Source organism: Streptomyces sp. NPDC050738 (genome assembly GCF_040654175.1).
In the GTDB taxonomy this organism is placed as follows: domain Bacteria; phylum Actinomycetota; class Actinomycetes; order Streptomycetales; family Streptomycetaceae; genus Streptomyces.
In genome coordinates this window covers 399,070-423,955 of sequence record NZ_JBFAHN010000002.1, presented here as the reverse complement: position 1 = coordinate 423,955, position 24,886 = coordinate 399,070, and the positions used below count along the sequence as shown (strand labels likewise).

The following is a 24,886-nucleotide window of genomic DNA, read 5'->3' as shown; positions in this document are numbered from 1 at the left end:
TCGATTCGTTGCGTACGCCTACGGAGCCGCTACGGCAGCTGCGCCGTCCGCGCCTCGCGCCGGTTCCCCCGGAAGGTGTTCACCCGCCGCGCCGTGGCGAAGAGCGGGATCACCGCGCCGAGCACCACCTGCAGCGCACAGCCGGTCTGCAGCAGCAGCGTGCCGCCGGGAGCGTCGAACGCCCAGGCCGCGAGCAGGCCCATCGCGCCCACGATCCAGCTGAGCATCGCCACCGCGAGGATGCCGCGCGGCTTCGGGTACTCGACCCGGCTCACCATCAGCCAGGCGACGCCGAGAACGGCCAGCAGCGTCGGGACGAAGCGGAGCTCCAGGAGCACGATGGAGACCACCGTGAGCGCCCCGAAGGGGCTCGGCATGCCCTGGAACATGCCGTCCTTCAACGTCACGCACGAGAAGCGCGCGAGTCTGAGGACGACCGCAAGGAGCACGACCACCGCCGCCACGGCCGCGACCCGCTGATGGGCGTCGTCCGCGACCATTCCGTACACGAGCACGAAATAGGCCGGGGCGAGCCCGAAGCTGATCAGGTCGGAGAGGTTGTCCAGCTCCGCGCCCATCGGCGAGGACCGCAGCTTGCGGGCCACGAGTCCGTCGCAGAGGTCGAAGATCGCTGCCATGAGCATCAGGATCACGGCGGTCGCGGCGGAGTGCCGCGCCATGCCGGACTCGGTGCTGCCCTGGAGGTGCGGGATGAGGATTCCGGTGGTGGTGAAGTACACCGCCATGAATCCGCACGTGGCGTTGCCGAGCGTGAGGGTGTCCGCTATCGACAACCGCATGGAGAGCGGCATGTCCTCGGCGTCGTCCTCGAGCTCGGACTCGGGCACCCAGCCCGCCTGTGTGTCGGGATCAACCACGGTCAATGCGAGTCACCCCCGCGGTGGTGGCCTGGCCGACCTCGACCGCGACCTCGACACCCTCCGGAAGGTAGATGTCGACGCGCGAGCCGAAGCGGATCAGGCCGATCCGCTCACCCTGCTCCACCTTCGTGCCCTGCGGGATGTAGGGAACGATGCGCCGCGCGACCGCGCCGGCGATCTGGATCATCTCGATGTCACCGAGCTCGGTGTCGAAGTGCCAGACGACGCGCTCGTTGTTCTCGCTCTCCTTGTTGAACGCCGGTACGAAACCGCCGGGGATGTGCTCCACGGACGTCACCGTGCCCGCCAGGGGCGCGCGGTTGACGTGGACGTTCAGCGGGCTCATGAAGATCGCGACGCGGGTACGTCCGTCCTTCCACGGCATGATGCTCTGCACCACGCCGTCGGCCGGCGAGATCACCCGGCCCTGGGTGATCTCACGCTCGGGGTCGCGGAAGAACCACAGCATGCCGGCCGCCAGAGCGGTGGTGGGCACGGCGACGGCAGCCCAGCGTCCGGACCTGCGGGCCCGGGTCAGGCTGAACGCCGCAGTGGCGACGGTCGGCAGAAGCCACGGCGATGCTCCGCGAGCAAGGCGGCCCTTGAGGACGCCGTCGCGTGGTGCAGAGGTTTTGCTGTGGGGCATGGATGACCTTCGTAGCGGATGATGCCGCGCTGCAACGGGGGACGGCGGCTTTCGGGCGATGTTATCGGTTGCGGGCCACAACTGGGCAAGCCAGGAAGCCCATTCGGCGGCCGGAACAAGATGACTGGGTGTGATCTTCTTCGCGTCTAAATCGCCTCGAACCGGACAATTAGCCCTGGAATCGGTACTCTTCGAGGAGTCGCCGCCCAATGATCATTTTCTGGATCTCGGCGGTACCTTCACCGATGAGGAGCATCGGGGCCTCTCGGTAGAGGCGCTCGATCTCATACTCCTTGGAGAACCCGTAGCCGCCATGGATACGGAAGGCGTCCTCCACGACTTCTTTGCAGTATTCGGAGGCGAGGTACTTCGCCATCCCTGCTTCGAGGTCGTTTCGTTCCCCAGAGTCCTTTTTGCGTGCTGCATTGACCATCATCGCATGAGCGGCTTCCACCTTGGTAGCCATCTCGGCCAGTTTGAACTGGATTGCCTGGTGCTGGGCGATCGGCTTTCCGAAGGTGTGCCGTTGCTGTGCGTAATCGACACCCAGCTCGAAGGCACGCTGTGCGACACCGCACCCACGCGCTGCGACGTTGACCCGGCCGACCTCCACGCCGTCCATCATTTGGTAGAAGCCGCGGCCCGTAACACCACCAAGTACGCGATTGGCCGGAATTCGCAGCCCGTCCATGATCAGCTCGGTGGTGTCGACCCCCTTGTAACCCATCTTGTCGATCTTGCCGGGGATGGTCAGTCCGGGGCGGACCTCACCGAAGCCCGGCTCCTTCTCGACGAGGAAGGTCGTCATCGACTTGTGGGGCGCGGTGCCCTCAGGGTGTCCTTCGTCACTTCGGCACAGAACAGCCACCAAAGTCGAGGTTCCGCCGTTCGTCAGCCACATCTTCTGGCCGTTGAGGACGTACTCGTCGCCGTCCTTGACGCCCTTGGACGTGATGGCCGACACGTCGGACCCGAGCCCCGGCTCGGACATCGAGAACGCGCCACGCACCTCGCCGGCCGCCATCCGCGGCAGGAAGGTGTCCTTCTGCTCCTGGGTGCCGTGCTGCTTGAGCATGTACGCCACGATGAAGTGGGTGTTGATGATGCCCGAGACGCTCATCCAGCCGCGGGCGATCTCCTCCACGCACAGCGCGTACGTGAGAAGGGACTCACCGAGGCCGCCGTACTCCTCCGGGATCATCAGCCCGAACAGGCCGAGCTCCTTGAGTCCCTCGACGATCTGCGTCGGGTACTCGTCGCGGTGCTCCAGCGCGGTGGCGACAGGGAGGATCTCCTTGTCGACGAAATCACGGACCGTGGCCAGGATTTCCTGCTGGATGTCGGTCAGACCCGCGGTCTGGGCGAGACGCGCCATGACTGTTTCTCCCTGGGCTCTGCGTAGTTAGTGGGAAGGCGACGGGCGGCCGGGCTGCTCTCCGCCGCGCTCCTTGATGTACGTCTCGGTCGGGACCATCACCTTGCGCCGGAACACGCAGACGACGGTGCCGTCCTGCTTGTAGCCCTTGGTCTCCACGTACACGATCCCGCGGTCGGACTTGGACTTCGACGGCGTCTTGTCGAGGACCGTCGTCTCGCCGTACAGGGTGTCGCCGTGGAAGGTCGGCGCGATGTGCTTCAGCGACTCGACCTCCAGGTTGGCGATCGCCTTGCCGGAGACGTCCGGCACGGACATGCCCAGGAGGAGCGAGTAGATGTAGTTCCCGACGACGACGTTCTTCCCGAAGTCGGTCGTCTTCTCCGCATAGTTGGAGTCCATGTGGAGCGGGTGGTGGTTCATCGTCAGGAGGCAGAAGAGGTGGTCGTCGTACTCGGTGACCGTCTTTCCGGGCCAGTGCTTGTAGACGTCCCCGACGGTGAACTCTTCGTAGGTGCGGCCGAACTGCATGATCCTCAGGCCTCCGGGGCTTCGAACTTCGAGGTGCGCTGCAGGCCCGCGGCACGGCCCTTGCCCGAGATGACGAGCGCCATCTTGCGGCTGGCCTCGTCGATCATCTCGTCGCCGAGCATCGCCGAGCCCTTCTTGCCGCCGGCCTCGGACGTGCAGTAGTCGTACGCGTCCAGGATCAGCTCGGCGTGGTCGAAGTCCTCCTGCGAGGGCGAGAAGATCTCGTTCGACGCCTCGACCTGACCGGGGTGCAGGACCCACTTGCCGTCGAAGCCGAGCGCGGCGGCGCGCTTGGCGACCTCGCGGTAGCCGTCCACGTTGCGGATCTGGAGGTAGGGGCCGTCGATCGCCTGGAGGTCGTTCGCGCGGGCCGCCATCAGGATCTTCATCAGGATGTAGTGGTACGCGTCGGCGCCGTAGCCCGGCGGCTGCTCGCCGACCACCAGGGTCTTCATGTTGATGGACGCCATGAAGTCGGCCGGGCCGAAGATGATCGCCTCGGTGCGCGGCGAGGCCTCCGCGATCGCGTTGACGTTGTTGAGGCCTCGGGCGTTCTCGATCTGTGCCTCGATGCCGATCTTCCCGACCTCGAAGCCCATCGTCTTCTCGATCTGGGTGAGCAGGAGATCGAGGGCGACGACCTGCTGGGCGTCCTGCACCTTCGGCAGCATGATGCAGTCGAGGTTCTGCCCGGCGCCCTCGACGACGGTCACCACGTCGCGGTAGGTCCACTCGGTCGTCCAGTCGTTCACCCGCACCACGCGCGTCTTGCCGGTCCAGTCGCCCTCGTTCAGGAACTTGACGATGGTGTGGCGGGCCTCCGGCTTGGCGAGCGGCGCGCAGGCGTCCTCCAGGTCGAGGAAGACCTGGTCGGCGGGGAGGCCCTGGGCCTTCTCCAGGAAGCGCGGATTGGAACCCGGCACAGCAAGGCAGGATCGACGGGGGCGGAGACGGTTGACGGTCATGCGGGGACCTCCAGAGGGTCGAGCTTGTTCGCTGTCCGGATCTCGTCGACGATACGGCCGATGATCTCGGTGATGCCGAAGTCCTTGGGGGTGAAGACGGCGGCGACTCCCGCGCGCTTCAGGTCCTCGGCGTCGCTGTTGGGGATGATGCCGCCGACGATCACGGGGATCTCGGACGCGCCCGCCTCGCGGAGGCGGTCCAGTACGTCGGGCACCAGGGCGGAGTGCGATCCGGAGAGGATCGACAGGCCCACACAGTGCACGTCCTCCGCGAGGGCCGCGGAGACGATCTGTTCGGGCGTGAGCCTGATGCCCTGGTAGACCACCTCGAAGCCGGCGTCACGCGCACGCACCGCGATCTGCTCGGCGCCGTTGGAGTGCCCGTCCAGGCCCGGCTTGCCGACCAGGAGGCGGAGCCGGCCGCTGCCCAGGTCCTCCGCGGTCCTGGTGACCTTCTCCCGTACGACGGCGAGCGGGGTGCCCTTCTCGGCGGTGACCGCCACCGGGGCCGAACTCACGCCGGTCGGGGCGCGGAACTCGCCGAAGACCTCGCGCAGCGCGCCCGCCCATTCGCCGGTGGTGACACCGGCGCGGGCGCACTCCAGGGTGGCCTCCATGAGGTTCGCGTCGCCGGCCGCGGCCGCCTTCAGCTTCTCCAGGGCCTTGCACGGGCGCGGGTGGTTGAAGGGCGGCTGGTAGCGGGTGTCGCGCCAGGTGGTGAGGGAGGCGGCGACCCGGGCCTCGACCGCGGGGTCGACCGTCATGATGGCGCCGTCGAGGTCCGAGGTGAGCGGGCTCGGCTCGGTCGCCTCGTAGCAGTTGACGCCGATGATCTTCTCCTCGCCGCCCTCGATCCGGGCCCGGCGCTCGGCGTGCGAGGCCACCAGGTTCGACTTGAGGTAGCCCGACTCGACGGCCGCCATCGCGCCGCCCATCTGCTGGATCCGGTCGATCTCGGCGAGCGACTCCTCGACGAGCTCCTCGACCTTGGCCTCGATGACATGCGACCCGGCGAAGATGTCCTCGTATTCGAGGAGGTCGCTCTCCAGGGCGAGGACCTGCTGGATGCGGAGCGACCACTGCTGGTCCCAGGGGCGGGGGAGCCCCAACGCCTCGTTCCAGGCCGGGAGTTGGACGGCGCGGGCGCGCGCGTCCTTGGAGAGGGTGACGGCCAGCATCTCCAGGACGATGCGCTGGACGTTGTTCTCCGGCTGGGCTTCGGTCAGGCCCAGCGAGTTGACCTGGACGCCGTAGCGGAAGCGGCGCTGCTTGGCGTCGGTGATGCCGTACCGCTCCCGCGTGATGCTGTCCCAGATGCGCGAGAAGGCGCGCATCTTGCACATCTCCTCGATGAAGCGGACGCCCGCGTTCACGAAGAAGGAGATGCGCGCGACCACGTCGCCCTTGCGGTCCTCCGGGATCTGCCCGGACGCGAACACCGCGTCCAGGACGGCGATCGCGGTGGACATCGCGTAGGCGATCTCCTGGACCGGGGTGGCTCCCGCCTCCTGGAGGTGGTAGCTGCAGATGTTGATCGGGTTCCACTTGGGGATGTGGTTGACCGTGTACGTGATCATGTCGGTGGTCAGCCGCAGGGACGGACCGGGAGGGAAGACGTGCGTCCCGCGCGACAGGTACTCCTTGACGATGTCGTTCTGCGTCGTCCCCTGGAGCTTGGTGATGTCCGCGCCCTGCTCCTCGGCCACCACCTGGTAGAGCGCGAGCATCCACATCGCGGTGGCGTTGATCGTCATCGAGGTGTTCATCTGCTCCAGGGGGATGTCCTGGAACAGCCTGCGCATGTCACCGAGATGGGAGACGGGGACACCGACCCGGCCGACCTCGCCGCGGGCGAGGATGTGGTCGGGGTCGTAGCCGGTCTGGGTGGGCAGGTCGAAGGCGACCGAGAGTCCGGTCTGGCCCTTGGAGAGGTTGCTGCGGTACAGCGCGTTCGACGCCTCGGCCGTGGAGTGGCCGGCGTACGTGCGCATCAGCCAGGGGCGATCCTTCTGACGGGCTGTCATCAGATGTCCCTGAAGCGGTTGATGGCGTCGATGTGCTGGGCGCGCATCTCCTCGTCGCGGACGCCGAGACCCTCCTGGGGGGCCAGCGCGAGCACGCCGACCTTGCCCTGGTGGCGGTTGCGGTGGACGTCGTAGGCGGCCTGCCCGGTGTCCTCCAGGGAGTACACCTTGGAGAGCGTCGGGTGGATCTTGCCCTTGGCGACCAGCCGGTTGGCCTCCCACGCCTCGCGGTAGTTGGCGAAGTGCGAGCCGATGATCTTCTTCAGCGACATCCACAGGTAGCGGTTGTCGTACTCGTGCATGTAGCCCGAGGTCGAGGCGCAGGTGGTGATGGTGCCGCCCTTGCGGGTGACGTAGACGCTCGCACCGAAGGTCTCGCGGCCCGGGTGCTCGAAGACGATGTCGATGTCCTCGCCGCCGGTGAACTCGCGGATGCGCTTGCCGAAGCGCTTCCACTCCTTCGGGTCCTGGGTGTGCTCGTCCTTCCAGAACTTGTAGCCCTCGGCGCTGCGGTCGATGATCGCGGTCGCGCCCATCGACCGGCAGATGTCGGCCTTCTGCTCGCTGGAGACGACACAGATGGGGTTGGCGCCGCCGGCGAGGGCGAACTGGGTGGCGTACGAGCCGAGTCCGCCGCTCGCGCCCCAGATCAGGACGTTGTCGCCCTGCTTCATCCCCGCGCCGTTGCGCGAGACGAGCTGGCGGTACGCGGTGGAGTTGACCAGTCCGGGCGCCGCCGCCTCCTCCCAGCTGAGGTGGCCGGGCTTGGGCATCAGCTGGTTGGACTTGACGAGCGCGATCTCGGCGAGGCCGCCGAAGTTGGTCTCGAAGCCCCAGATGCGCTGCTCGGGGTCGAGCATCGTGTCGTTGTGACCGTCGCTCGACTCCAGCTCGACGCTCAGGCAGTGCGCGACGACCTCGTCGCCCGGGTGCCAGGCGTTGACACCGGGGCCGGTGCGCAGCACGACGCCCGCCAGGTCGGAGCCGATGACGTGGTAGGGCAGGTCGTGGCGCTTGCTCAGGTCGCTGAGCCTTCCGTACCGCTCCAGGAACCCGAAGGTCGAGACCGGCTCGAAGATCGAGGTCCAGACGGAGTTGTAGTTCACCGAGCTGGCCATGACGGCGATCAGGGCCTCGCCGGGGCCGAGTTCGGGCACGGGCACGTCGTCCAGGTGGAGCGACTTGCGCGGGTCCTTGTCGCGGGACTCCTGGCCCGCGAACATCTCCGCCTCGTCCTTGTGCACGGTGATCGCGCGGTAGGACTCGGGGAGGGGCAGGTTGGCGAAGTCCGCGGACTTGGCTTCGGACGACTGGATCGCGTCCAGGATTTCCTTCACGGTGATGCCTCCGGCGAAGCGCGTTCGAGGGGAACACGTTTGAGGGGTACGTCGGGATTGCTGCTGTGGAGGTGTGCCGTCGGTTCGGCGAAGGTGGTGCTGTGGCAGCGCCGGGTAGGGCGCGGGAGGTTGCCTGTGACGCAGGCGTCCGGGCGCGCATTCACGTGGATTGCGGGGACAGCCGGCGTACGAAAGGTTTCTGCACGCCGGCCGCCCGGACAACATCAACGTATGACACCCCGTGCCAGGTGGCAAGACACTGAGTGCCAATATCTCCGCTCAGGTGAAATCTTTACGTAACAAGTGAGCGATGATCGATCGTTTGTGGGCACAAAAAAGACGGCCGCCCCGGAAGGGGCAGCCGTTTGTGGTGATGCTGTCGCGGTCAGCGCTTCTTGAGCGCCTGCTCGATGGTCCGCATGACCTCGCTGAGCGGTGCGTCGGTACGCGCCACGGTCACCAGGACCTCGCCGGTGGTGTGTGCGGTGACGGCGGCGGGCCTGGGCGTCTCCGCCGTACGCCCCGCGCCGATGCCCGTGCCGAAGGTGTCCCGCACGATGGCGAAGGCGTGGTCGAGCTGGGTCTCCACATCGCCCTGGCCGCCGGCCCGCAGCCAGCGGCGCAGCACGTGGTTGTGGGCGGTGACGACCGCGGAAGCGGCGACCTCGGCCAGCAGCGGGTCGTCGTTGCCGTCGTGGTGCGCCTGCTCGTCGAAGTGGCCGAGGAGATAGCGGGTGAACAGCCGCTCGTAGCGGGCCACCGAGGCGATCTCGGCCTCGCGCAGGGTGGGGACCTCGCGGGTGAGCTTGTAGCGGGCGACGGAGACCTCGGGCGAGGACGCGTACATCCGCATGACTTCCTTGATGCCCCGGCAGACGGTGTCCAGCGGGTGCTCGTGCGGCGGGGCGGCGTTCAGCACCGCCTCGGCGCGCACCAGGGTGTCGTCGTGGTCGGGGAAGATCGCCTCTTCCTTCGAGCGGAAGTGGCGGAAGAAGGTCCGGCGGGCGACGCCTGCCTGCGCCGCGATCTCGTCGACCGTCGTCGCCTCGTACCCCTTGGCCGAGAACAGCTCCATCGCCGCGTTCGCCAGTTCCCTGCGCATCTTCAGCCGTTGGGCGGCGGCGCGGGTGCCTGCGGCACTTTCAGGTACGTCGGGCGTCGCGGCGGAGCGGGATGACCTGGCAGGCGTGGGCATGGTCCGAACGTACTGCATATGCGCAGGAAGGTGCGCCTGTGGGGGCAGGCCGCTGTCGGGTTCCAGCAGCCCGCCCCACCCGGCGCTCTCGTCAGCGACGGGCATACTCGCGGAATCCCCGGCCCGTCTTGCGGCCGAGGCAGCCCGCGGCCACCAGATGCTCCAGGAGCGGAGCCGGGGCCAGGCCCGGGTCGCGGAACTCGCGGTGCAGGACCCGCTCGATGGCGAGCGAGACGTCGAGACCGACGACGTCCAGGAGCTCGAAGGGACCCATCGGGTAGCCGCCGCCGAGCTTCATCGCGGCGTCGATGTCGTCCAGCGTCGCGTAGTGCTCCTGGACCATCTTGATCGCGTTGTTGAGGTACGGGAAGAGCAGCGCGTTCACGATGAATCCGGCCCGGTCGCCGCAGTCCACCGGGTGCTTGCGGACCTTCGTGCAGACCTCGCGGACGGTGGCGTGGACGTCGTCGGAGGTGAGGACGGTACGGACCACCTCGACCAGCTTCATCGCGGGAGCGGGGTTGAAGAAGTGCATCCCGATGACGTCCTGCGGGCGCGAGGTGGCGCGGGCGCAGGCGACGACGGGCAGCGAGGACGTGGTGGTGGCGAGCACCGCGCCCTGCTTGCAGACCTTGTCGAGCGTGGCGAAGAGCTGCTGCTTCACCTCCAGCTCCTCGGCGACCGCCTCGACGGCCAGGTCGACCTCGGCGAAGGCGTCGAGCGAACCGGCCGGGGTGATGCGGGCCAGGGTCTCGTCGCGCGCCTCCGCGGTGATCCTGCCCTTGTCGACAGAGCGCGAAAGAGACTTGGTGATACGGGACTTGGCGGTCTCGGCCTTCTCCAGGGAGCGGGCCGCGAGCACGACGTCGTACCCCGCCTTGGCGAACACCTCGGCGATCCCCGAGGCCATCGTCCCGGAGCCGGCGACGCCGACGGAGCGGATCTCACGGCCGGGCGCGGACTGCGCGGAGTCGAGCGGCGTGAGGGCGTCGCGGACGACGTCCGCGCTGCCCGGCTGCTCGTACGTGTAGAAGCCGCGCCCCGCCTTGCGGCCCGTGAGCCCCGCGTCGCTGAGCTGCCCCAGGATCGGGGCGGGGGCGTGCAGCCGGTCCTGGGACGAGGCGTACATCGCTTCGAGGACCGTGCGTGCCGTGTCGATCCCGATCAGGTCGAGGAGTGCCAGGGGGCCCATCGGCAGCCCGCAGCCCAGGCGCATCGCGGCGTCGATGTCCTCGCGGGACGCGTACTTGGCCTCGTACATCGATGCGGCCTGGTTGAGATAGCCGAAGAGCAGCCCGTCGGCGACGAACCCCGGCCGGTCGCCGACCGCGACCGGCTCCTTGCCCAGCTCGCGGGCGAGTGCGGTGACCGCCTCGACGGCGGGCGGTGCGGTGAGCACGGAGGAGACGACCTCGACCAGCTTCATGGCCGGTGCCGGGTTGAAGAAGTGCAGGCCCAGGACGCGTTCGGGGTGGGAGGACTCGGCGGCGAGACGGGTCACCGAGAGCGCGTTGGTGCCGGTCGCCAGGACGGTCGTCGGCGAGACGATCGCGTCCAGCGCGCGGAAGACCTGCTGCTTGATCTCGTACGACTCCGGGACGACCTCGATGACGAGCTCGGCATCGGCGGCCGCCTGCAGGTCGGAGAAGGTGCGGAACCGGGCGAGGACGGTGCGGCGCTCCTCCTCGGTGATCCGCTCGCGCTGCACGGCACGTGCGGTGGAGGCTTCGAGCGCGGCCACGGCCCGGCGGGCCGCCGCGTCGCTGACGTCGATGCCGATGACCTCACGGCCCGCGCGGGCCAGGACTTCGGCGATACCGGTGCCCATGGTGCCGAGACCGACGACGGCGATGGTACGGAGAGGGGTGTCCATCAGGGGACTCCAGGGATGAGTGACGACTGAGGGAGTGTCGTTGAGCGTCGTGAAAAGGAGCCGACGGGCCCTGTCCCGGGCCGCACGCCGTACCTGCGCATAAAGAACGTGCGCATAAAGAAACTGCTGAACCGACGAACACTCTTGGCGGCTGCGTCACCAGGCCGCCCTGAGGAACTGCTCTTGCGCTCTTGCGGGGTGTGCCCCGCTCACATGAGGTTAACCGGCGAGTAACGAGCGCGCCAGCCCTGGAGAGATGTGATCTGGATCGCGATTAATCTTCGGTGCATGGACGAGGAGTTGAGGTCGCTCGGGGACCGGCTGCGGGACGAGTCGGGCGGCTCGGAGGATTGCGCGCGGCTGCTGGAGACCGAGGACCGTGAAGAGCTGGCGCGGGTGCTGACCGAGGCGGGGCGGCCGCTCTGGGCGCGGGAGGCCGCTGCTTTCCGGCTGGGCTGTGCGGGCGACCGGCGGGCCTTCGAGGCGCTGGTGCTGTTCCTGAACCACCGGGACCCGGAGCGCTGTGTCTCGGCCGCGTACGCCCTGGCCCGGCTCGGCGACCCGCGTTCGGCACGGGCCGCGGCCGCGCTGGCCACCAATGAACTGCGTACGGCCTACGCGCTGCAACCGGTGCGACTGCTGGCCGAGTTGCGGGCGCCGGAGTCCGTGCCGGTGCTGATCGCCACGCTGGGCCGGCTGCTCGCACCCGGCGACCCGTACTGGCGTGTGGCGCTGGCCTGTGTCGAGGGGCTGGGGCGGCTGGGGGACGGGCGGGCGCGCACCGTGCTCGAAGACGCCCTGGGTCACCCGAAGTTGAGCGGGGCGGCGTCCGTGGCGCTGAGCGGCCTGGAGTAGCGCAGCTCGGGGACGAGGACGCCGTCCACCTCGAAGGGCTCCTCGGCGCCGTCGGCGGCGAAGCCGGCCTTCTCGTAGAAGCGGCGTGCGCGGGCGTTGCCCTTGAGGACCCACAGCCGCAGTACGGGGAAGCCGGCGGCGGCCGCGCGGGCGGTCAGCTCGGTGGTCAGGGCGCGGCCCGTGCCGGTGGAGAGGTGTTCGGGCAGGAGGTAGAGCGCGTACAGCTCGCCGTCCGCCGTGCGCGTGCCGTCGTCCTCGCGGTACGGCCCGCAGCAGCCCCAGCCGATCACTTCGCCCTCGCGCTCGGCGACCACGTTGACCACCGTGGAACGGCCGGCGTCGAAGATCTCGCGGCGGCGGGCCGCCTGCGCCTCGATGTCCAGGGAGTCCAGGTACGGCTGCGGCATCAGCCCGGCGTAGGCGTACTGCCAGCCGCGCACCCGGACGACCGCCACCGCGTGGCAGTCGTCGGCGGTCATGTCCCGGATCCGTACGTCCATGCGGTGCACGATATCCAGGGCGTCAGAGCAGCGTCAGCTGGGTCTGCCCCGGCAGGTCGGGCTCCCTGACCGACGGGACCCGGCGTGCCACGCCCCGCTGGGACGGGCCGATGCCGAACTCGGCCGCCAGTGCGTGCACTTGGCCGGTGATGCGCCGCTGGTACCACTTCGGCGCGTACGCCCCCTCCGCGTACAGCCGCTCGAAGCGCCGTACGAGATGCGGATGGTGCGTGCCCAGCCAGGCCATGAACCACTCCCTGGCACCGGGCCGCAGATGGAGCACGAGCGGGGTGACCGAGGTCGCCCCGGAGGCCGCGATCGCGCGCACGGTCGCCCGCAGCTGGTCGGGGCGGTCGCCGATGAAGGGGATGACGGGGGCCATCAGCACCCCGCAGCCGATCCCGTGGTCGGTGAGGGTGCGCACCGCGTCGAGGCGGCGCTGCGGCGAGGGTGTACCGGGCTCGACGGTGCGCCACAGCTCCTCGTCGACGAAGCCGGTGGACACGGAGACGCCGACCTCGGTGACCTCGGCCGCCTGCCGCAGCAGCTCCAGATCGCGGAGGATCAGCGTGCCCTTGGTGAGGATGGAGAAGGGGTTGGCGTGGTCGCGCAGGGCCGCGATGATCCCGGGCATCAGGCGGTAGCGGCCTTCGGCGCGCTGGTAGCAGTCGACGTTGGTGCCCATCGCGATGTGCGCGCCCTGCCAGCGGCGGGAGGCGAGGTGGCTGCGCAGCAGCTCCGGTGCGTTGATCTTGACGACGATCTGCGAGTCGAAGTCCAGACCGGTGTCGAGGTCCAGATAGCTGTGGGTCTTGCGGGCGAAGCAGTAGACGCAGGCGTGGGTGCAGCCGCGGTACGGGTTGACCGTCCACTCGAACGGCATCTGTGAGGCGCCCGGCACCCGGTTCACGATCGAACGGGCCCTGACCTCATGGAAGGTGACGCCACGGAATTCGGGGGTGTCGAAGGTGCGCGTCGTCACGGACTCCGCGTCGAAGAGCCCCGTACGGTTCTCTGCGCGCTTTTCGGCCAGATTGTCCCAGCGCATGGTGCCTCCTCGGTTGCTCGCGCCCCACAATAGAACATGTGTTCCCATGATCGTGCGGGCCCCGCGGCGGTGGAGAATGGGGCATCCCCCGTACGCACCACGAGAGGAACAGGCATGGCGCAGGTAGAGGCCACCACGGAGCGGACCATCGCGGCGGATGCGGAGACGGTGTTCGACGCGCTGGCCGACTACTCCGGGACGCGTGCGAAGCTGCTGCCCGAGCACTTCAGCGAATTCGAGGTGCGCGAGGGCGGCGACGGTGAGGGCACCCTCGTCCACTGGAAGCTCCAGGCGACCAGCAAGCGCATCCGCGACTGCCTGCTCGAGGTCTCCGAGCCCACCGACGGCCAGTTGGTGGAGAAGGACCGCAACTCCTCGATGGTGACCACCTGGACGGTCACCCCGGCCGGCGAGAAGCAGTCGCGGGTCGTCGTCTCCACCGTCTGGGACGGCGCGGGCGGCATCGGCGGATTCTTCGAGAGGACCTTCGCCCCCAAGGGACTTGGCCGCATCTACGACGCGATCCTCGACAAGCTTGCAGCCGAAGTGGGCAAGTAACCCGTCCGGGTGGACATGATGCTCACCGGTTCGAGTGGTTTTCTGTACGGCTCCGTTGTACGCCGTAGGGGCTCCCACCGGCGGTAAAGCCCCCGGCGTGCGCCTGGCGCGCCAATCGTCTCGCTTGCACCCTCTTGTCTTGGAATGCGAAAAATTCCGGGAAGGCGGGGCGCAGGCGCGACGAAGGGGAGCAGCAGGTGGGCGGGATCACGCTGGTGAAGGACGAACTGGCCGAGGCGGAGCGGGTGGTGACCGCGGTCGAACCTCCGCCGCCGCCCGAGGGCGACCGGCCCTCGTACCAGTACGACGAACTCAGCCCGGCCCGTGTGCGGATGGTCTTCCTCGCGCTGATGCTCACCCTGCTGCTCGCGGCGCTGGACCAGATGATCGTGGCGACCGCGCTGCCCAAGATCGTCGGCGAGCTGCACGGCCTGGACAAGATGTCCTGGGCGGTCACCGCGTATCTGCTGGCCTCCACCATCGGCCTGCCGATCTACGGGAAACTCGGCGACCTCTTCGGACGCAAGTCCATCTTCATCTTCGCGATCGTCGTCTTCGTCATCGGCTCGGCACTGGCCGGCTGGTCACGGTCGATGGACGAACTGATCGCCTTCCGCGCCGTCCAGGGCATCGGCGGCGGCGGACTCATGATCGGCGTGCAGGCGATCATCGCGGACATCGTGCCGCCCCGTGAGCGCGGGCGCTTCATGGGCCTCATCGGCGCCGCCTTCGGGCTCGCCTCGGTCGCGGGTCCGCTGCTCGGCGGCTTCTTCACCGACCATGCCTCCTGGCGCTGGTGCTTCTACATCAATGTGCCGTTCGGCCTTCTCACGCTGGTGATGATCGCCCTCGTACTGAAGCTGCCGAAGCCCACCGCGAAACCCCGTCTCGACGTGCTCGGCGCGCTGCTGCTCGCGGCCGCGTCGACCTGCCTGGTGCTGCTGACCAGTTGGGGCGGCACCGAGTACGCCTGGGGTTCGCGCACCATCCTCGGGCTCGCGGCCGGCGCGCTGGGAACCGCCCTGCTCTTCGTGGTCGTCGAGCACTTCGCGCCTGAACCGATCATCCCGCTGCGGCTGTTCCGTGACGGGATCTTCAATGTGACGGCGCTCGTCGGCGCGGTCGTCGGCGTCGCGCTTTTCGGAGCCGCCAGCTATCTGCCGACCTTCCTGCAGATGGTCGACGGGGCCAGCGCCACCGAATCGGGGCTGATGATGCTGCCGATGATGGGCGGCATCGTCGGCGCCTCGGTCGTCTCGGGACAGCTCATCAGCCGCACCGGACGCTACAAGGCCTTCCCGGTCGTCGGCAGCGCGGTGTCCGCCGTCGGAATGTGGCTGCTCTCGCGCCTCGAAGTGGACACCTCGCGGCTGGAGTACAGCATCGGGATGGCCGTCCTGGGGGTCGGGATCGGCCTGATCATGCCGGTGCTCGTGCTGGCTGTGCAGAACTCCGTACCGCCCTCGGACATCGGCACCGCCACCAGTGCCAACAACTACTTCCGGCAGATCGGCGGCAGCGTCGGCGCCGCCGTCTTCGGGACGCTCTTCGCCAACCGTCTCGCGGATGCGCTGGCCGACCGGCTCCCGGCGGGCGCGCACCTGCCCGACCCCGAGTCGATCACCCCGCAGCTGGTCCACTCGATGCCCGCCGCACTGCGCGACGGCTACATCCAGGCGTACGCCGACGCGATGCCCCGGATCTTCCTCTTCCTGGTGCCGGTGCTCGTCCTCGGCCTCTTGATCGCCTTCTTCCTCAAGGAGAAACCGCTGGTGTCCCACAACGCCCCCACCGCCGAGCCCGACGCCGCCGTCCCGCAGGCCCGTACCGCGGCAGCCCCGGCGCCCTATCCCTCCTACGGGGCGGGAGTTCCGGTCTGCGGCCATGTCCACCACCACGACGGATCGACCGTCCCGCGTGCCGCCCTCACCCTCATCGACGTCACCGGGCGGCAGATCGGGCGGGGCGCGAGCGGCGAGGACGGGCGGTATGCGCTGAGCGTTCCGGGTTCGGGTTCGTACGTACTGATCGCGGCGGCCGGCGGGCACCAGCCGCAGGCCGTCACCGTCACCGTCGGCGAGCGTCCGGTCGACCTGGACGTGGTGCTCGGCGGGGCCGGACGGCTCGCCGGAACCGTCGTCACGGCCGACGGGACGCCGGTGCGCGACGCCGCCGTGACGCTCACCGACGTCCGGGGCGAGGTCGTCTCCTCGACCCGGAGCGGGCGCGAAGGCTCGTATGTGATCACGGAGTTGGTGGCCGGGGAGTACACCCTGGCGGCCAGCGCACCCGCCTTCCGCCCCGCCGCACTGCCGGTGAGTGTGCAGGCGGCCCGTGAGACCCGGCAGGACATCGAGCTGGCCGGCGGGGCGGTGCTGCGCGGCACGGTGCGGGCCGGCGGCGGGCGTCCGGTGGAGGACGCGCGGGTCACACTGCTCGATGCGGCCGGCAATGTGGTGGACACGCTCACCACGGGCCCCGACGGCACCTTCCGCTTCGTGGATCTGTCCTCCGGCGAGTACACCGTGATCGCGGCGGGCTACCCGCCGGTGGCGACGGTCCTGCAGGTCGCGGGCGGTGGGAGGACCGAGCGCGATCTCCAGCTGGGGCACGAGGACTGACTAATTGTCAGAATGTGCGCGGGCGCACGACCTATTCGGTCCTTCGCCCGCGCACTGCTCCGTGAGGGTCGTACGGTGGATCCATGGAGCGTGATACTCCGCAGTACGCAGTGGCAGGGCGCATTCCGCTGGCCGTCGTCGTCGTGGACGGGCAGGGCCTCGTCTCGCACTGGTCCACCGGTGCGCGGCGGCTGTTCGGACGTTCCCGGCAGGAGGCGGTGGGGCAGCCCGCCGTCGAGCTGATGCCGGTCTCCGGTGCGCTGGGCGAGGACGAGGCGTCCGACGGGTTCGGGCCCGACTACGGCGAGCTCGGGCCCGGTCTGGACGCCACGCTCAACGGACTGACCGCCTATCCGGCCGCCGGGCGTGCCCGCCTCTCGGAGCCGGGGCACGCACGGCTCGATGTGCTCTGGTGGGCGTATCCGCTGGTCGGTCCCGGTCCGGAGCGGCTGCTCGTACTGGCCGCCGACGCCTCCGAGTTGCGCGCGGACTCCGCGGACTCCGCAGACGGCGGCATGGAGCGGATAGCGCCCGGATTCGCGCTGCACACGGAGTTCCTCGGCTCCGAGGAACTGGCCGGGCGGCTGCCGGAGATCCTGCCGAGCATGAGCGTCGGCGAGAGCCGCCGTATCGTTTCTCAGGTGCTCGAACTGGGCTATCCGGTCCTGGAGTTCAGCCAGCACGACCGGGTTCCGGTGACCCCGGACTGGGGCGTTCCGCAGCGGACCGGGGATACGGGGCGCCGGCAGCGGTCCGCGGCGGTGGTGGCGGGACAGCCGGTGGCACCCGCGGACCCGGAGCAGGACCTCGAATACGCCGCCGTGCGCGAACGGCTCGAATTCCTCAACGAGGTGAGCGGCCGCATCGGTTCCTCCCTCGACCTCGCCCGTACGATCCACGAGGTGAGCGCCGCCGTCGTGCCGCGCTTCACCGACGTCGCGGGCACCTATCTGCGCGAACAGGTCATGGCGGGCGAAGGTTTCCCCGACGGGCCGCCCGACGAGACCACCATGTGGCACCGGGTCGCCCTCGAGCACGTGGACGCACCCGGACGCTGGGACGACGTGGTGCCGGTCGGTGAGTCGATGCCCTTCCCGTCCCACACGCCGTTCTTCCAGTGCATGACCTCCGGGGAGCCCGTACTCGTCCCGCGGATCAGCGAGCAGATGGGCACCGCCATCGCCTCGCAGTTCGAGAAGCGCGACATCAGGCCGCTGATCAGCGGCCGTTCCATGCTGGTCGTGCCGCTCAAGGCGCGCAACGTGGTGCTCGGCTTCATGATCCTGCTGCGTCACCCGGGCCGCGCCCTCTTCAACGACATGGACCGCTTCACCGGCGCCGAACTCGCCGCCCGTGCCGGTCTCGTGCTGGACAACGCCCGTATGTACACCTACCAGGAGAACGTCGCCGACACCCTCCAGGACAGCATGCTTCCGCAGGTCACCCCGCGGATGACCGGGTGCGACACGGCGACGCGCTATCTGCCGGGGACGCTCCTGGGACGGGTCGGCGGCGACTGGTTCGACTCGGTCAAGCTGCCGGGATCGCGCATCGCGCTGGTGGTCGGCGACGTGATGGGCCACGGGCTCAACTCGGCTGCGATGATGGGGCAGTTGAGGACCGCCGTACAGACGATGGCGGCCCTCGACCTGCCGCCCGCACAGCTCCTGCGCAACCTCGACGACCTGGCGCAGCGGCTCGGCGAGCACTATCTGGCGACCTGTCTGTACGCCGTCTACGACCCGGTCCGCGGCGAACTGCTCATGGCGAACGCGGGCCATGTCCCGCCGGTGCTCGTCCGGGCGGCGGACGGCCGCAGCGAGCTGCTCGAACTGCCGTCAGGCGCGCCGATCGGAGTGGGCGGGGTGCCCTTCGAGACCGTACGGATCACGGTGGCGCCCGGGGACCGGCTGGTGATGTGCACGGACGGTCTCGTGGAGGTGCGCGGGGAGGACATCGGGGTCGGGCTCGCCACGCTCTGCGAATCGGCCGCCCACCCCGCCGCCTCCATGGACGACGCCTGCGACACGATCATCCGCGCCCTCAACACGCGCGGCGGGCGCAAGGACGACGTCGCGCTGCTGATGGCCAGGCTGAACGGCATCGCGACCGAGGACGTCGCGCGCTGGGAGCTGGCGTCGGAGCCCCAGGAGGTGGGCAGGGCGCGGCGGCTGGTGCGCGCACAGCTGCTGGAGTGGGGCCTCGACGCGGTGTCGGAGAACGCGGAGCTGCTGGTCGGCGAGATGGTGACCAACGCGGTACGGCACGCGGGAGGCCGCCGTGTCGGGCTCCGGCTGGTGCGGTCCGAGACGCTGCTCTGTGAAGTGGTCGACGACAGTCATGCCCTGCCCGACCTGCTGAGCGCCGGTCCCGGGGACGAGGCGGGGCGCGGGCTGCGGGTGGTGAGCCGCCTGGCGCGGGAGTGGGGATCGAGCCGCAGCGGGGACGGGAAGACCGTCTGGTTCGAACTGTCGCTGCCGCGGGGCGCACGCCCGGCTCGAACTGCGCGTGAAGGTATGCGCTGACGGGTTGTGCGGGCAACTGGGGCGCGGTAAACCGATCTTGACGTTGTGCGCGCCGCATCCTGGGGAGCTGGCCATGAGTGTGACGAGTCGGTACAAGGACGCCTGGGAAGGGTTCTGGAGCGAGGCGCCCGATGAGCCGGGGGCGGTGTTCTGGGACGCGGAACCCGCGCTCACCGCCCTCCTGCATCTCGCCCTCTTCGAGAGGCATTTCACCGATCAGGGGCTGCCGGTGGTGGACCTGGGATGCGGGAACGGCACGCAGACACGATGTCTCGCCGGGCGGTTCGAGCGGATCCTGGGCGTCGACCTGTCGTCGGCCGCCATCGAGCACGCCCGCCACCAGGACGCCTCGGGGCAGGTGCGGTTCGAGCAGCTCGACGCGGTGGACGAGAAGGCCGTACAGCAGCTCCACGCCGAACTGGGCGACGCGCATGTCTATATGCGCGGGGTGCTGCACCAGAGCGAGCCCGCCGACCGCCAGTCGCTCGCCGACGCGATCGCGACGCTCGTGGGGGAGCGGGGGCGGGCGTTCGTGGTGGAGCCCTCGCAGGAGGCGAAGCCGCTGATGATGGGGATCGCGCAGGGTCCGGCCGGACCGCCGGCCAAGATGCGGCCGATCTTCGCGCACGGCATCGCGCCGGGTGAGGTGGCGGACGCGGAGCTGCCCGAGTACTTCAGGACGGCGGGTCTGGCGGTGGTCGCGGAAGGCGAACTGCCGCTGACGACGACCGAGCACCGGTCGGACGGCTCGCTGATCGAGTTGCCGTCGAAATGGCTGGTCGTGGGGCGTGCGGGGCGGAGTTAGAGGTCTAGACCTCTAGTACTTATCCACAGGCCTGGATCGGAGGATCCCGACCGCGTACGGTTTCGAGGCATGAAGATCCTCATCAGCGCCGACATGGAGGGCGCGACGGGGGTGACCTGGCCGGCCGATGTGCTGCCGGGCACCCCGCAGTGGGAGCGCTGCCGCTCCATGTTCACCTCCGATGTGAACGCGGCCGCGCTCGGCTTTTTCGACGGAGGCGCCGATGAGGTGCTCGTCAACGAGGCCCACTGGTCGATGCGCAATCTGCTGCTCGAGCAGCTGGACGAGCGCGTACAGATGCTCACCGGCCGCCACAAGTCGCTCTCGATGGTGGAGGGCGTGCAGCACGGAGACGTCGACGGCATCGCCTTCATCGGGTACCACACGGGTGCCGGGATGGAAGGCGTGCTGGCGCACACGTATCTGGCCAACCAGATCACCGGCGTGTGGCTGAACGGGAAGCGCGCGAGCGAGGGCTTGCTCAACGCCCATGTGGTCGCGGAGTACGGCGTGCCCGTGGTGCTCTTCACCGGTGACGACCTGGCCTGCGAGGACGCTCTGGGGTATGCGCCCGAGGCCCGCAAGGTCGCGGTGAAGGACCATGTCTCGCGGTATGCGGCGGTGTGCCGCACCCCGGCCCGAACCGCTGCCGACATCCGCGCGGCGGCCAAGGACGCGACATCGCTGGCCGTACGGCACGCACCGGTGCAGGGCCGGGAGTTCACCGTGGACCTCGAGTTCGACGCCGAGCATCTGGCGGACGCCGCGACCGTGGTGCCGGGGGCCGAACGGACCGGTGAACGGCGTGTCGCGTACACCAGCGAGACGATGTATGAGGCCATTCGGACCTTCAAGGCCGTCACGACGATCGTCTCGGCCGCAGTGGAGGAGCAGTATGGCTGACATGAGGGACGTCGATTCCCAGGCACTCGACGAGGTGGTCGCCTTCACCTCGGACCTGATCCGGATCGACACCACCAACCGGGGCGGCGGTGACTGCCAGGAGCGCCCGGCCGCGGAGTACGTGGCGGAGCGACTGGCCGAAACCGGCCTGGAACCCGTCCTGTTGGAGCGGACACCGGGGCGCACCAACGTGGTCGCCAGGATCGAGGGCACGGACCCCTCCGCGGACGCCCTGCTCGTCCACGGGCACCTGGACGTCGTCCCCGCCGAACCCGCCGACTGGACCGTCCACCCCTTCTCCGGGGAGGTCAGGGACGGGATGGTGTGGGGCCGCGGGGCGATCGACATGAAGAACATGGACGCGATGGTGCTGTCCGTCGTACGGGCATGGTCGCGGGCCGGAATCCGGCCGCGGCGCGACATCGTCATCGCGTACACCGCCGACGAAGAGGCCAGCGCGATCGACGGGTCGGGCTTCCTCGCCGATCACCACCCCGAACTCTTCGAAGGCTGCACCGAAGGCATCAGCGAATCCGGGGCCTACACCTTCCACCCCGGCCAGGGCATGGAGATCTACCCGATCGCGGCCGGCGAGCGCGGCACGGGCTGGCTGAAGCTCACCGCCCACGGACGTGCGGGTCACGGCTCCAAGGTGAACCGGGCGAACGCGGTGACCCGGCTGGCCGCGGCCATGACCCGGATCGGCGAGCACGAGTGGCCCGTGCGGCTCACCCCGACGGTGCGGGCCGCGCTGCGCGAACTCGCCGCGCTGTACGGCATCGAGACGGACGTCGAGGCCGCCGGATTCGATGTCGACACGCTCCTGGAGAAGCTCGGTCCGGCCGGCGCACTCGTCGAGGCGACCGTGCGCAACAGCTCCAACCCGACGATGCTGGACGCCGGTTACAAGATCAATGTGATCCCCGGTCACGCGTCCGGGTTCGTCGACGGCCGGGTGCTGCCCGGCGGCGAGGACGAGTTCCGCGAGGCGCTCGACCGGCTCACGGGGCCCGACGTGGACTGGGAGTTCGCGCACCAGGAGGTCGCACTCCAGGCGCCGGTGGACTCCCCGACGTTCGCCAAGCTGCGGGAAGCCGTGGAGCGGTTCGCTCCGGGGGCGCACGTGGTGCCGTTCTGCATGTCGGGCGGAACCGACGCCAAGCAGTTCTCCCGGCTCGGCATCACCGGCTACGGCTTCTCGCCGGTGCGGATGCCCGCCGGGCTCGACTACCAGGCGCTCTTCCACGGAGTGGACGAGCGCGTCCCGGTCGACGGTCTGCACTTCGGAGTCAAGGTGCTCGACCACTATCTGCAGTCCGCCTGAGGGGAGTCGAGGGAACATGGTGCCCACAGGGCCGTACGGAACCTGGCCGTCGCCGATCGACGGGGCGCTCGCGGCCTCGCACGACGGGATGCCCGAGTACGTCGGAGTGGTCGGCGACGAGATCTGGTGGACCGCGCCGCGGCCCGCCGAAGGGGGCAGGCGTGCGCTGATGCGGCGACGGGCGGACGGCGCGGAGGAATCGGTGCTGCCCGCCCCCTGGAACGTACGCAGCCGTGTCATCGAGTACGGCGGCCGGCCCTGGGCCGGAGCGGTGGGCGGGACCGGCACCCCGCTGGTCGTCTTCGTCCACTTCCCCGACCAGCGGCTGTACGCCTACGAACCGGACGGCGACGCCGCGCCCAGGCCGCTCACGCCCCTCTCCCCGGTCGGCGGCGGGCTGCGCTGGGTGGATCCCACGATCCACGCCGGTGCGGGTGAGGTCTGGTGTGTCCTGGAGGAGTTCACCGGCGAGAAGCCGACCGATGTGCGCCGGGTGATCGCCGCCGTACCGCTGGACGGATCGGCCGCCGACGACCGGGGCGCGGTACGCGAACTCTCCGACGGGCGGCACCGTTTCGTCACCGGACCCCAGGTCTCGCCCGATGGGCGCCAGGCCGCGTGGATCGGCTGGGACCACCCCAGGATGCCGTGGGACGGCACCGAGGTGATGCTCGGCGAGGTCGCCGCGGCGGGCCCCTTCACCGGGGTGAGGAGCGTGGCAGGCGGCACCGAGGAGTCCATCCCGCAGGTCGGCTGGACGGCGGACGGCCACCTGCTGTTCGCCTCCGACCGCAACGGCTGGTGGAACCTCTACCGGGGCACGGACGAAGCCCCGCTCTGCCCGCGCGAGGAGGAGTTCGGCGGACCTCTCTGGAAGATCGGACTGCAGTGGTTCCAGCCGCTGGCCAACGGTCTGATCGCCGTCGTCCACGGCGCGGGCACCACCACCCTGGGCATCCTCGACCCCGAGACCGGTGAACTGGTCGACGCCGCGGGCCCGTGGACCGCATGGGGCTCGACCCTCGCGGTGCACGGCACCCGGGTCGTCGGCGTCGCCGCCAGCCCGCGCAGCGGGCACGAGATCGTGGAGCTCGACACCCGTACGGGCCGGACCCGCGTCATCGGCTCGGCGCACCAGGACGCCGTCGACCCGGCGTACTATCCCGAGCCGCAGATCCGCCTCTTCACCGGCCCCGAGGGCCGCGACATCCACGCCCACATCTACCCGCCGCACAGCCCCGACCGGATCGCGCCCGGCGACGAGCTCCCGCCCTACGTGGTGTGGGCGCACGGCGGGCCCACCGGTCACGCACCGCTCGTACTCGACCTGGAGATCGCCTACTTCACCTCGCGCGGCATCGGCGTCGCCGAGGTCAACTACGGCGGATCGGCAGGCCACGGACGCGAATACCGCAACCGGCTGCGCGAGCAGTGGGGAGTCGTCGACGTCGAGGACTGCGCGGCGGTCGCCCGGGCGCTCGCCGACGAGGGCACGGCCGATTCCGGCCGGCTGGCGATCCGAGGCGGCAGCGCCGGCGGCTGGACCACGGCCGCTTCGCTCGCGTTCACCGACGTCTACGCCTGCGGCACCGTCCTCTTCCCGATTCTCGACCTCACCGACTGGGCATCGGCGGACGGCACGCACGACTTCGAATCGCAGTATCTGGAGAGCCTGATCGGGCCCTTCGCCGAGGTCCCCGACCGCTACCGCGACCGCTCGCCCGCCCAGCACGCGCAGAGCGTCACCGCACCCTTCCTGCTCCTCCAGGGCCTGGACGACGTGATCTGCCCGCCCGTGCAGTGCGAGCGCTTCCTCGCCCGGATGACCGGACGCGGCATCCCGCACGCGTACCTCACCTTCGAGGGAGAGGGGCACGGTTTCCGCAGGGAGGACACCCTGATCCGCGCGCTGGAGGCCGAACTCTCCCTGTACGCACAGACGTTCGGCATCGCTCGCCCCGACATCCCCGTATTGGAGCTCGACAAGTGACCCTCACGCCCCTGACCCGGCCCGCGCGACTGAGGCCGGGGGCGAGGGTCGCCGTCGTGGCGCCCAGCGGGCCGCCGCCCGAGGACCGCCTTCAGGCGGGGCTCGACGTCCTGCGCGGCTGGGGCCTGGACCCCGTCGTCATGCCCCACGTCCTGGACGGGCACCCGCGGTTCGACTACCTCTCCGGTACGGACGAGGCGCGGGCCCGGGACCTCCAGGAGGCGTGGTGCGACCCGTCGGTGGACGCGGTGTTCTGCGCCCGCGGCGGGTACGGCGCCCAGCGGATGGTGGATCTGGTCGACTGGACGGCGATGCGCGCCGCAGGACCCAAGGCGTTCGTCGGCTACAGCGACATCACCGCCCTGCAGGAGGCGTTCGCCGTCCGGCTGGGGATCTCGACCCTGTACGGACCGATGGTCGCGGGCCTGGCCTTCCTCAAGGACGCCCACTCCCAGGAGTCTCTGCGGGCCACCCTCTTCGAGCCCGAATCGGTGCGTACCCTCGGGCTCGGCACCGCCCGCACCCTCGTTCCCGGCCAGGCCCGCGGCGTCACGCTGGGCGGCTGCCTCTGTCTGCTGGCCGCCGATGTCGGAACGCCGCACGCCCGTCCGTCGGCGCGCGGCGGGCTGCTGCTGATCGAGGACATCGGCGAGGATCCGTACCGCCTCGACCGCATGCTCACCCAACTCCTGCGCTCCGGCTGGCTGGACGGCGTCGCCGGGATCGCGCTGGGTTCCTGGGAGGAGTGCGAACCGTACGACGATGTGCGCGCCGTGCTCCTGGACCGGCTCGGCCCCCTGGGCGTACCCGTCATCGAGGCGTTCGGTTTCGGCCACTGCCCCACGATGGAGACCATGCCGCTGGGTGTGCCCGCACTGCTCGACGCCGACGCCGGCACTCTCACCCTGGATGTGCCGGCCCTGAGCTGAT

Annotated in this window: 20 protein-coding genes; 9 read left to right on the top strand and 11 right to left on the bottom strand. The window is 69.6% G+C overall.

The features are described 5' to 3' along the window. Positions 1-29 precede the first annotated feature (29 nt). The 9 genes from pssA to AB0H78_RS06140 all read right to left on the bottom strand — a co-directional run bounded on the left by pssA (position 30) and on the right by AB0H78_RS06140 (position 10,827). Entirely contained in the window at positions 30-884 is an 855-nt protein-coding gene (pssA, locus tag AB0H78_RS06180) for a CDP-diacylglycerol--serine O-phosphatidyltransferase (protein WP_363233060.1), read from the bottom strand. Continuing rightward, positions 871-1,527, bottom strand: a complete 657-nt coding sequence (locus AB0H78_RS06175) for a phosphatidylserine decarboxylase (RefSeq protein WP_363233059.1) — start codon at positions 1,525-1,527, stop codon at positions 871-873. The genes pssA and AB0H78_RS06175 overlap by 14 nt, the downstream gene beginning before the upstream one ends. A gap of 169 nt (positions 1,528-1,696) precedes the next feature. Then, positions 1,697-2,902: an acyl-CoA dehydrogenase family protein gene (locus tag AB0H78_RS06170; protein WP_363233058.1), complete on the bottom strand. Its 1,206-nt coding sequence runs from the start codon at positions 2,900-2,902 to the stop codon at positions 1,697-1,699. Between the two features lie 27 nt (positions 2,903-2,929). Then, a complete protein-coding gene (locus AB0H78_RS06165) occupies positions 2,930-3,433 on the bottom strand; it encodes a MaoC family dehydratase (protein ID WP_363233057.1) in 504 nt (167 codons plus the stop codon). 5 nt (positions 3,434-3,438) lie between these two features. Next, positions 3,439-4,398, bottom strand: a complete 960-nt coding sequence (locus AB0H78_RS06160) for a CoA ester lyase (protein WP_363233056.1) — start codon at positions 4,396-4,398, stop codon at positions 3,439-3,441. Next, on the bottom strand, positions 4,395-6,422 hold the full coding sequence (locus AB0H78_RS06155) for a protein meaA (RefSeq protein WP_363233055.1): 2,028 nt from the start codon (positions 6,420-6,422) through the stop codon (positions 4,395-4,397). Before AB0H78_RS06155 ends, AB0H78_RS06160 begins: the two co-directional genes overlap by 4 nt. Further along, positions 6,422-7,759 (bottom strand): crotonyl-CoA carboxylase/reductase, encoded by a 1,338-nt coding sequence (gene ccrA / locus AB0H78_RS06150; RefSeq protein ID WP_363233054.1) that lies wholly within the window; start codon positions 7,757-7,759, stop codon positions 6,422-6,424. Before ccrA ends, AB0H78_RS06155 begins: the two co-directional genes overlap by 1 nt. 385 nt (positions 7,760-8,144) lie before the next feature. Continuing rightward, the gene (locus tag AB0H78_RS06145; protein ID WP_363233433.1) at positions 8,145-8,972 is read right to left on the bottom strand and encodes a TetR family transcriptional regulator; all 828 of its coding nucleotides are present in this window, start codon (positions 8,970-8,972) and stop codon (positions 8,145-8,147) included. 73 nt (positions 8,973-9,045) lie between these two features. Next, positions 9,046-10,827: a 3-hydroxybutyryl-CoA dehydrogenase gene (locus AB0H78_RS06140; protein WP_363233053.1), complete on the bottom strand. Its 1,782-nt coding sequence runs from the start codon at positions 10,825-10,827 to the stop codon at positions 9,046-9,048. 288 nt (positions 10,828-11,115) lie between these two features. Here AB0H78_RS06140 and AB0H78_RS06135 point away from each other — a divergent pair, with 288 nt between their 5' ends. Beyond that, a complete protein-coding gene (locus AB0H78_RS06135; RefSeq protein WP_363233052.1) occupies positions 11,116-11,682 on the top strand; it encodes an adenylosuccinate lyase in 567 nt (188 codons plus the stop codon). On the opposite strand, the gene AB0H78_RS06130 is transcribed toward AB0H78_RS06135, so the two are convergent. Both AB0H78_RS06130 and AB0H78_RS06125 read right to left on the bottom strand, forming a co-directional pair. Continuing rightward, on the bottom strand, positions 11,631-12,182 hold the full coding sequence (locus tag AB0H78_RS06130) for a GNAT family N-acetyltransferase (RefSeq protein ID WP_363233051.1): 552 nt from the start codon (positions 12,180-12,182) through the stop codon (positions 11,631-11,633). The genes AB0H78_RS06135 and AB0H78_RS06130 overlap by 52 nt on opposite strands. 22 nt (positions 12,183-12,204) lie before the next feature. Then, positions 12,205-13,230 (bottom strand): Rv2578c family radical SAM protein, encoded by a 1,026-nt coding sequence (locus tag AB0H78_RS06125; RefSeq protein WP_363233050.1) that lies wholly within the window; start codon positions 13,228-13,230, stop codon positions 12,205-12,207. A gap of 114 nt (positions 13,231-13,344) precedes the next feature. On the opposite strand from AB0H78_RS06125, the gene AB0H78_RS06120 reads away from it, so the two are divergent. From AB0H78_RS06120 to AB0H78_RS06085, 8 genes are all read left to right on the top strand, one after another. Next, complete coding sequence (locus AB0H78_RS06120; RefSeq protein ID WP_363233049.1) at positions 13,345-13,788, top strand: SRPBCC family protein; 444 nt, start codon at positions 13,345-13,347, stop codon at positions 13,786-13,788. A 248-nt stretch (positions 13,789-14,036) separates the two neighbouring features. Beyond that, positions 14,037-16,409 (top strand): MFS transporter, encoded by a 2,373-nt coding sequence (locus AB0H78_RS06115; RefSeq protein ID WP_363233432.1) that lies wholly within the window; start codon positions 14,037-14,039, stop codon positions 16,407-16,409. A gap of 83 nt (positions 16,410-16,492) precedes the next feature. Further along, positions 16,493-18,934, top strand: a complete 2,442-nt coding sequence (locus tag AB0H78_RS06110; RefSeq protein ID WP_363233048.1) for a SpoIIE family protein phosphatase — start codon at positions 16,493-16,495, stop codon at positions 18,932-18,934. A 73-nt stretch (positions 18,935-19,007) separates the two neighbouring features. Next, on the top strand, positions 19,008-19,739 hold the full coding sequence (locus AB0H78_RS06105; protein WP_363233047.1) for a class I SAM-dependent methyltransferase: 732 nt from the start codon (positions 19,008-19,010) through the stop codon (positions 19,737-19,739). A gap of 69 nt (positions 19,740-19,808) precedes the next feature. After that, a complete protein-coding gene (locus AB0H78_RS06100) occupies positions 19,809-20,642 on the top strand; it encodes a M55 family metallopeptidase (protein WP_363233046.1) in 834 nt (277 codons plus the stop codon). Further along, positions 20,635-21,966, top strand: a complete 1,332-nt coding sequence (locus tag AB0H78_RS06095; protein WP_363233045.1) for a M20/M25/M40 family metallo-hydrolase — start codon at positions 20,635-20,637, stop codon at positions 21,964-21,966. Before AB0H78_RS06100 ends, AB0H78_RS06095 begins: the two co-directional genes overlap by 8 nt. Positions 21,967-21,982: 16 nt before the next feature. Beyond that, positions 21,983-23,956 carry a prolyl oligopeptidase family serine peptidase gene (locus AB0H78_RS06090; protein ID WP_363233044.1) on the top strand — a complete coding sequence of 658 codons (1,974 nt, stop codon included), beginning with the start codon at positions 21,983-21,985 and terminating at the stop codon, positions 23,954-23,956. Beyond that, a complete protein-coding gene (locus AB0H78_RS06085; RefSeq protein WP_363233043.1) occupies positions 23,953-24,885 on the top strand; it encodes an LD-carboxypeptidase in 933 nt (310 codons plus the stop codon). Before AB0H78_RS06090 ends, AB0H78_RS06085 begins: the two co-directional genes overlap by 4 nt. Position 24,886 lies beyond the last annotated feature (1 nt).

What these genes read in the sequence shown, in the direction of transcription:
- AB0H78_RS06175 (WP_363233059.1), bottom strand. Translation starts at nt 1,527, where the DNA reads ATGCCCCACAGCAAAACCTCTGCACCACGCGACGGCGTCCTCAAGGGC.
- AB0H78_RS06170 (WP_363233058.1), bottom strand. Translation starts at nt 2,902, where the DNA reads ATGGCGCGTCTCGCCCAGACCGCGGGTCTGACCGACATCCAGCAGGAA.
- AB0H78_RS06165 (WP_363233057.1), bottom strand. Translation starts at nt 3,433, where the DNA reads ATGCAGTTCGGCCGCACCTACGAAGAGTTCACCGTCGGGGACGTCTAC.
- AB0H78_RS06160 (WP_363233056.1), bottom strand. Translation starts at nt 4,398, where the DNA reads ATGACCGTCAACCGTCTCCGCCCCCGTCGATCCTGCCTTGCTGTGCCG.
- AB0H78_RS06155 (WP_363233055.1), bottom strand. Translation starts at nt 6,422, where the DNA reads ATGACAGCCCGTCAGAAGGATCGCCCCTGGCTGATGCGCACGTACGCC.
- AB0H78_RS06145 (WP_363233433.1), bottom strand. Translation starts at nt 8,972, where the DNA reads ATGCAGTACGTTCGGACCATGCCCACGCCTGCCAGGTCATCCCGCTCC.
- AB0H78_RS06140 (WP_363233053.1), bottom strand. Translation starts at nt 10,827, where the DNA reads ATGGACACCCCTCTCCGTACCATCGCCGTCGTCGGTCTCGGCACCATG.
- AB0H78_RS06135 (WP_363233052.1), top strand. Translation starts at nt 11,116, where the DNA reads ATGGACGAGGAGTTGAGGTCGCTCGGGGACCGGCTGCGGGACGAGTCG.
- AB0H78_RS06130 (WP_363233051.1), bottom strand. Translation starts at nt 12,182, where the DNA reads ATGGACGTACGGATCCGGGACATGACCGCCGACGACTGCCACGCGGTG.
- AB0H78_RS06125 (WP_363233050.1), bottom strand. Translation starts at nt 13,230, where the DNA reads ATGCGCTGGGACAATCTGGCCGAAAAGCGCGCAGAGAACCGTACGGGG.
- AB0H78_RS06120 (WP_363233049.1), top strand. Translation starts at nt 13,345, where the DNA reads ATGGCGCAGGTAGAGGCCACCACGGAGCGGACCATCGCGGCGGATGCG.
- AB0H78_RS06110 (WP_363233048.1), top strand. Translation starts at nt 16,493, where the DNA reads ATGGAGCGTGATACTCCGCAGTACGCAGTGGCAGGGCGCATTCCGCTG.
- AB0H78_RS06105 (WP_363233047.1), top strand. Translation starts at nt 19,008, where the DNA reads ATGAGTGTGACGAGTCGGTACAAGGACGCCTGGGAAGGGTTCTGGAGC.
- AB0H78_RS06100 (WP_363233046.1), top strand. Translation starts at nt 19,809, where the DNA reads ATGAAGATCCTCATCAGCGCCGACATGGAGGGCGCGACGGGGGTGACC.
- AB0H78_RS06095 (WP_363233045.1), top strand. Translation starts at nt 20,635, where the DNA reads ATGGCTGACATGAGGGACGTCGATTCCCAGGCACTCGACGAGGTGGTC.
- AB0H78_RS06090 (WP_363233044.1), top strand. Translation starts at nt 21,983, where the DNA reads ATGGTGCCCACAGGGCCGTACGGAACCTGGCCGTCGCCGATCGACGGG.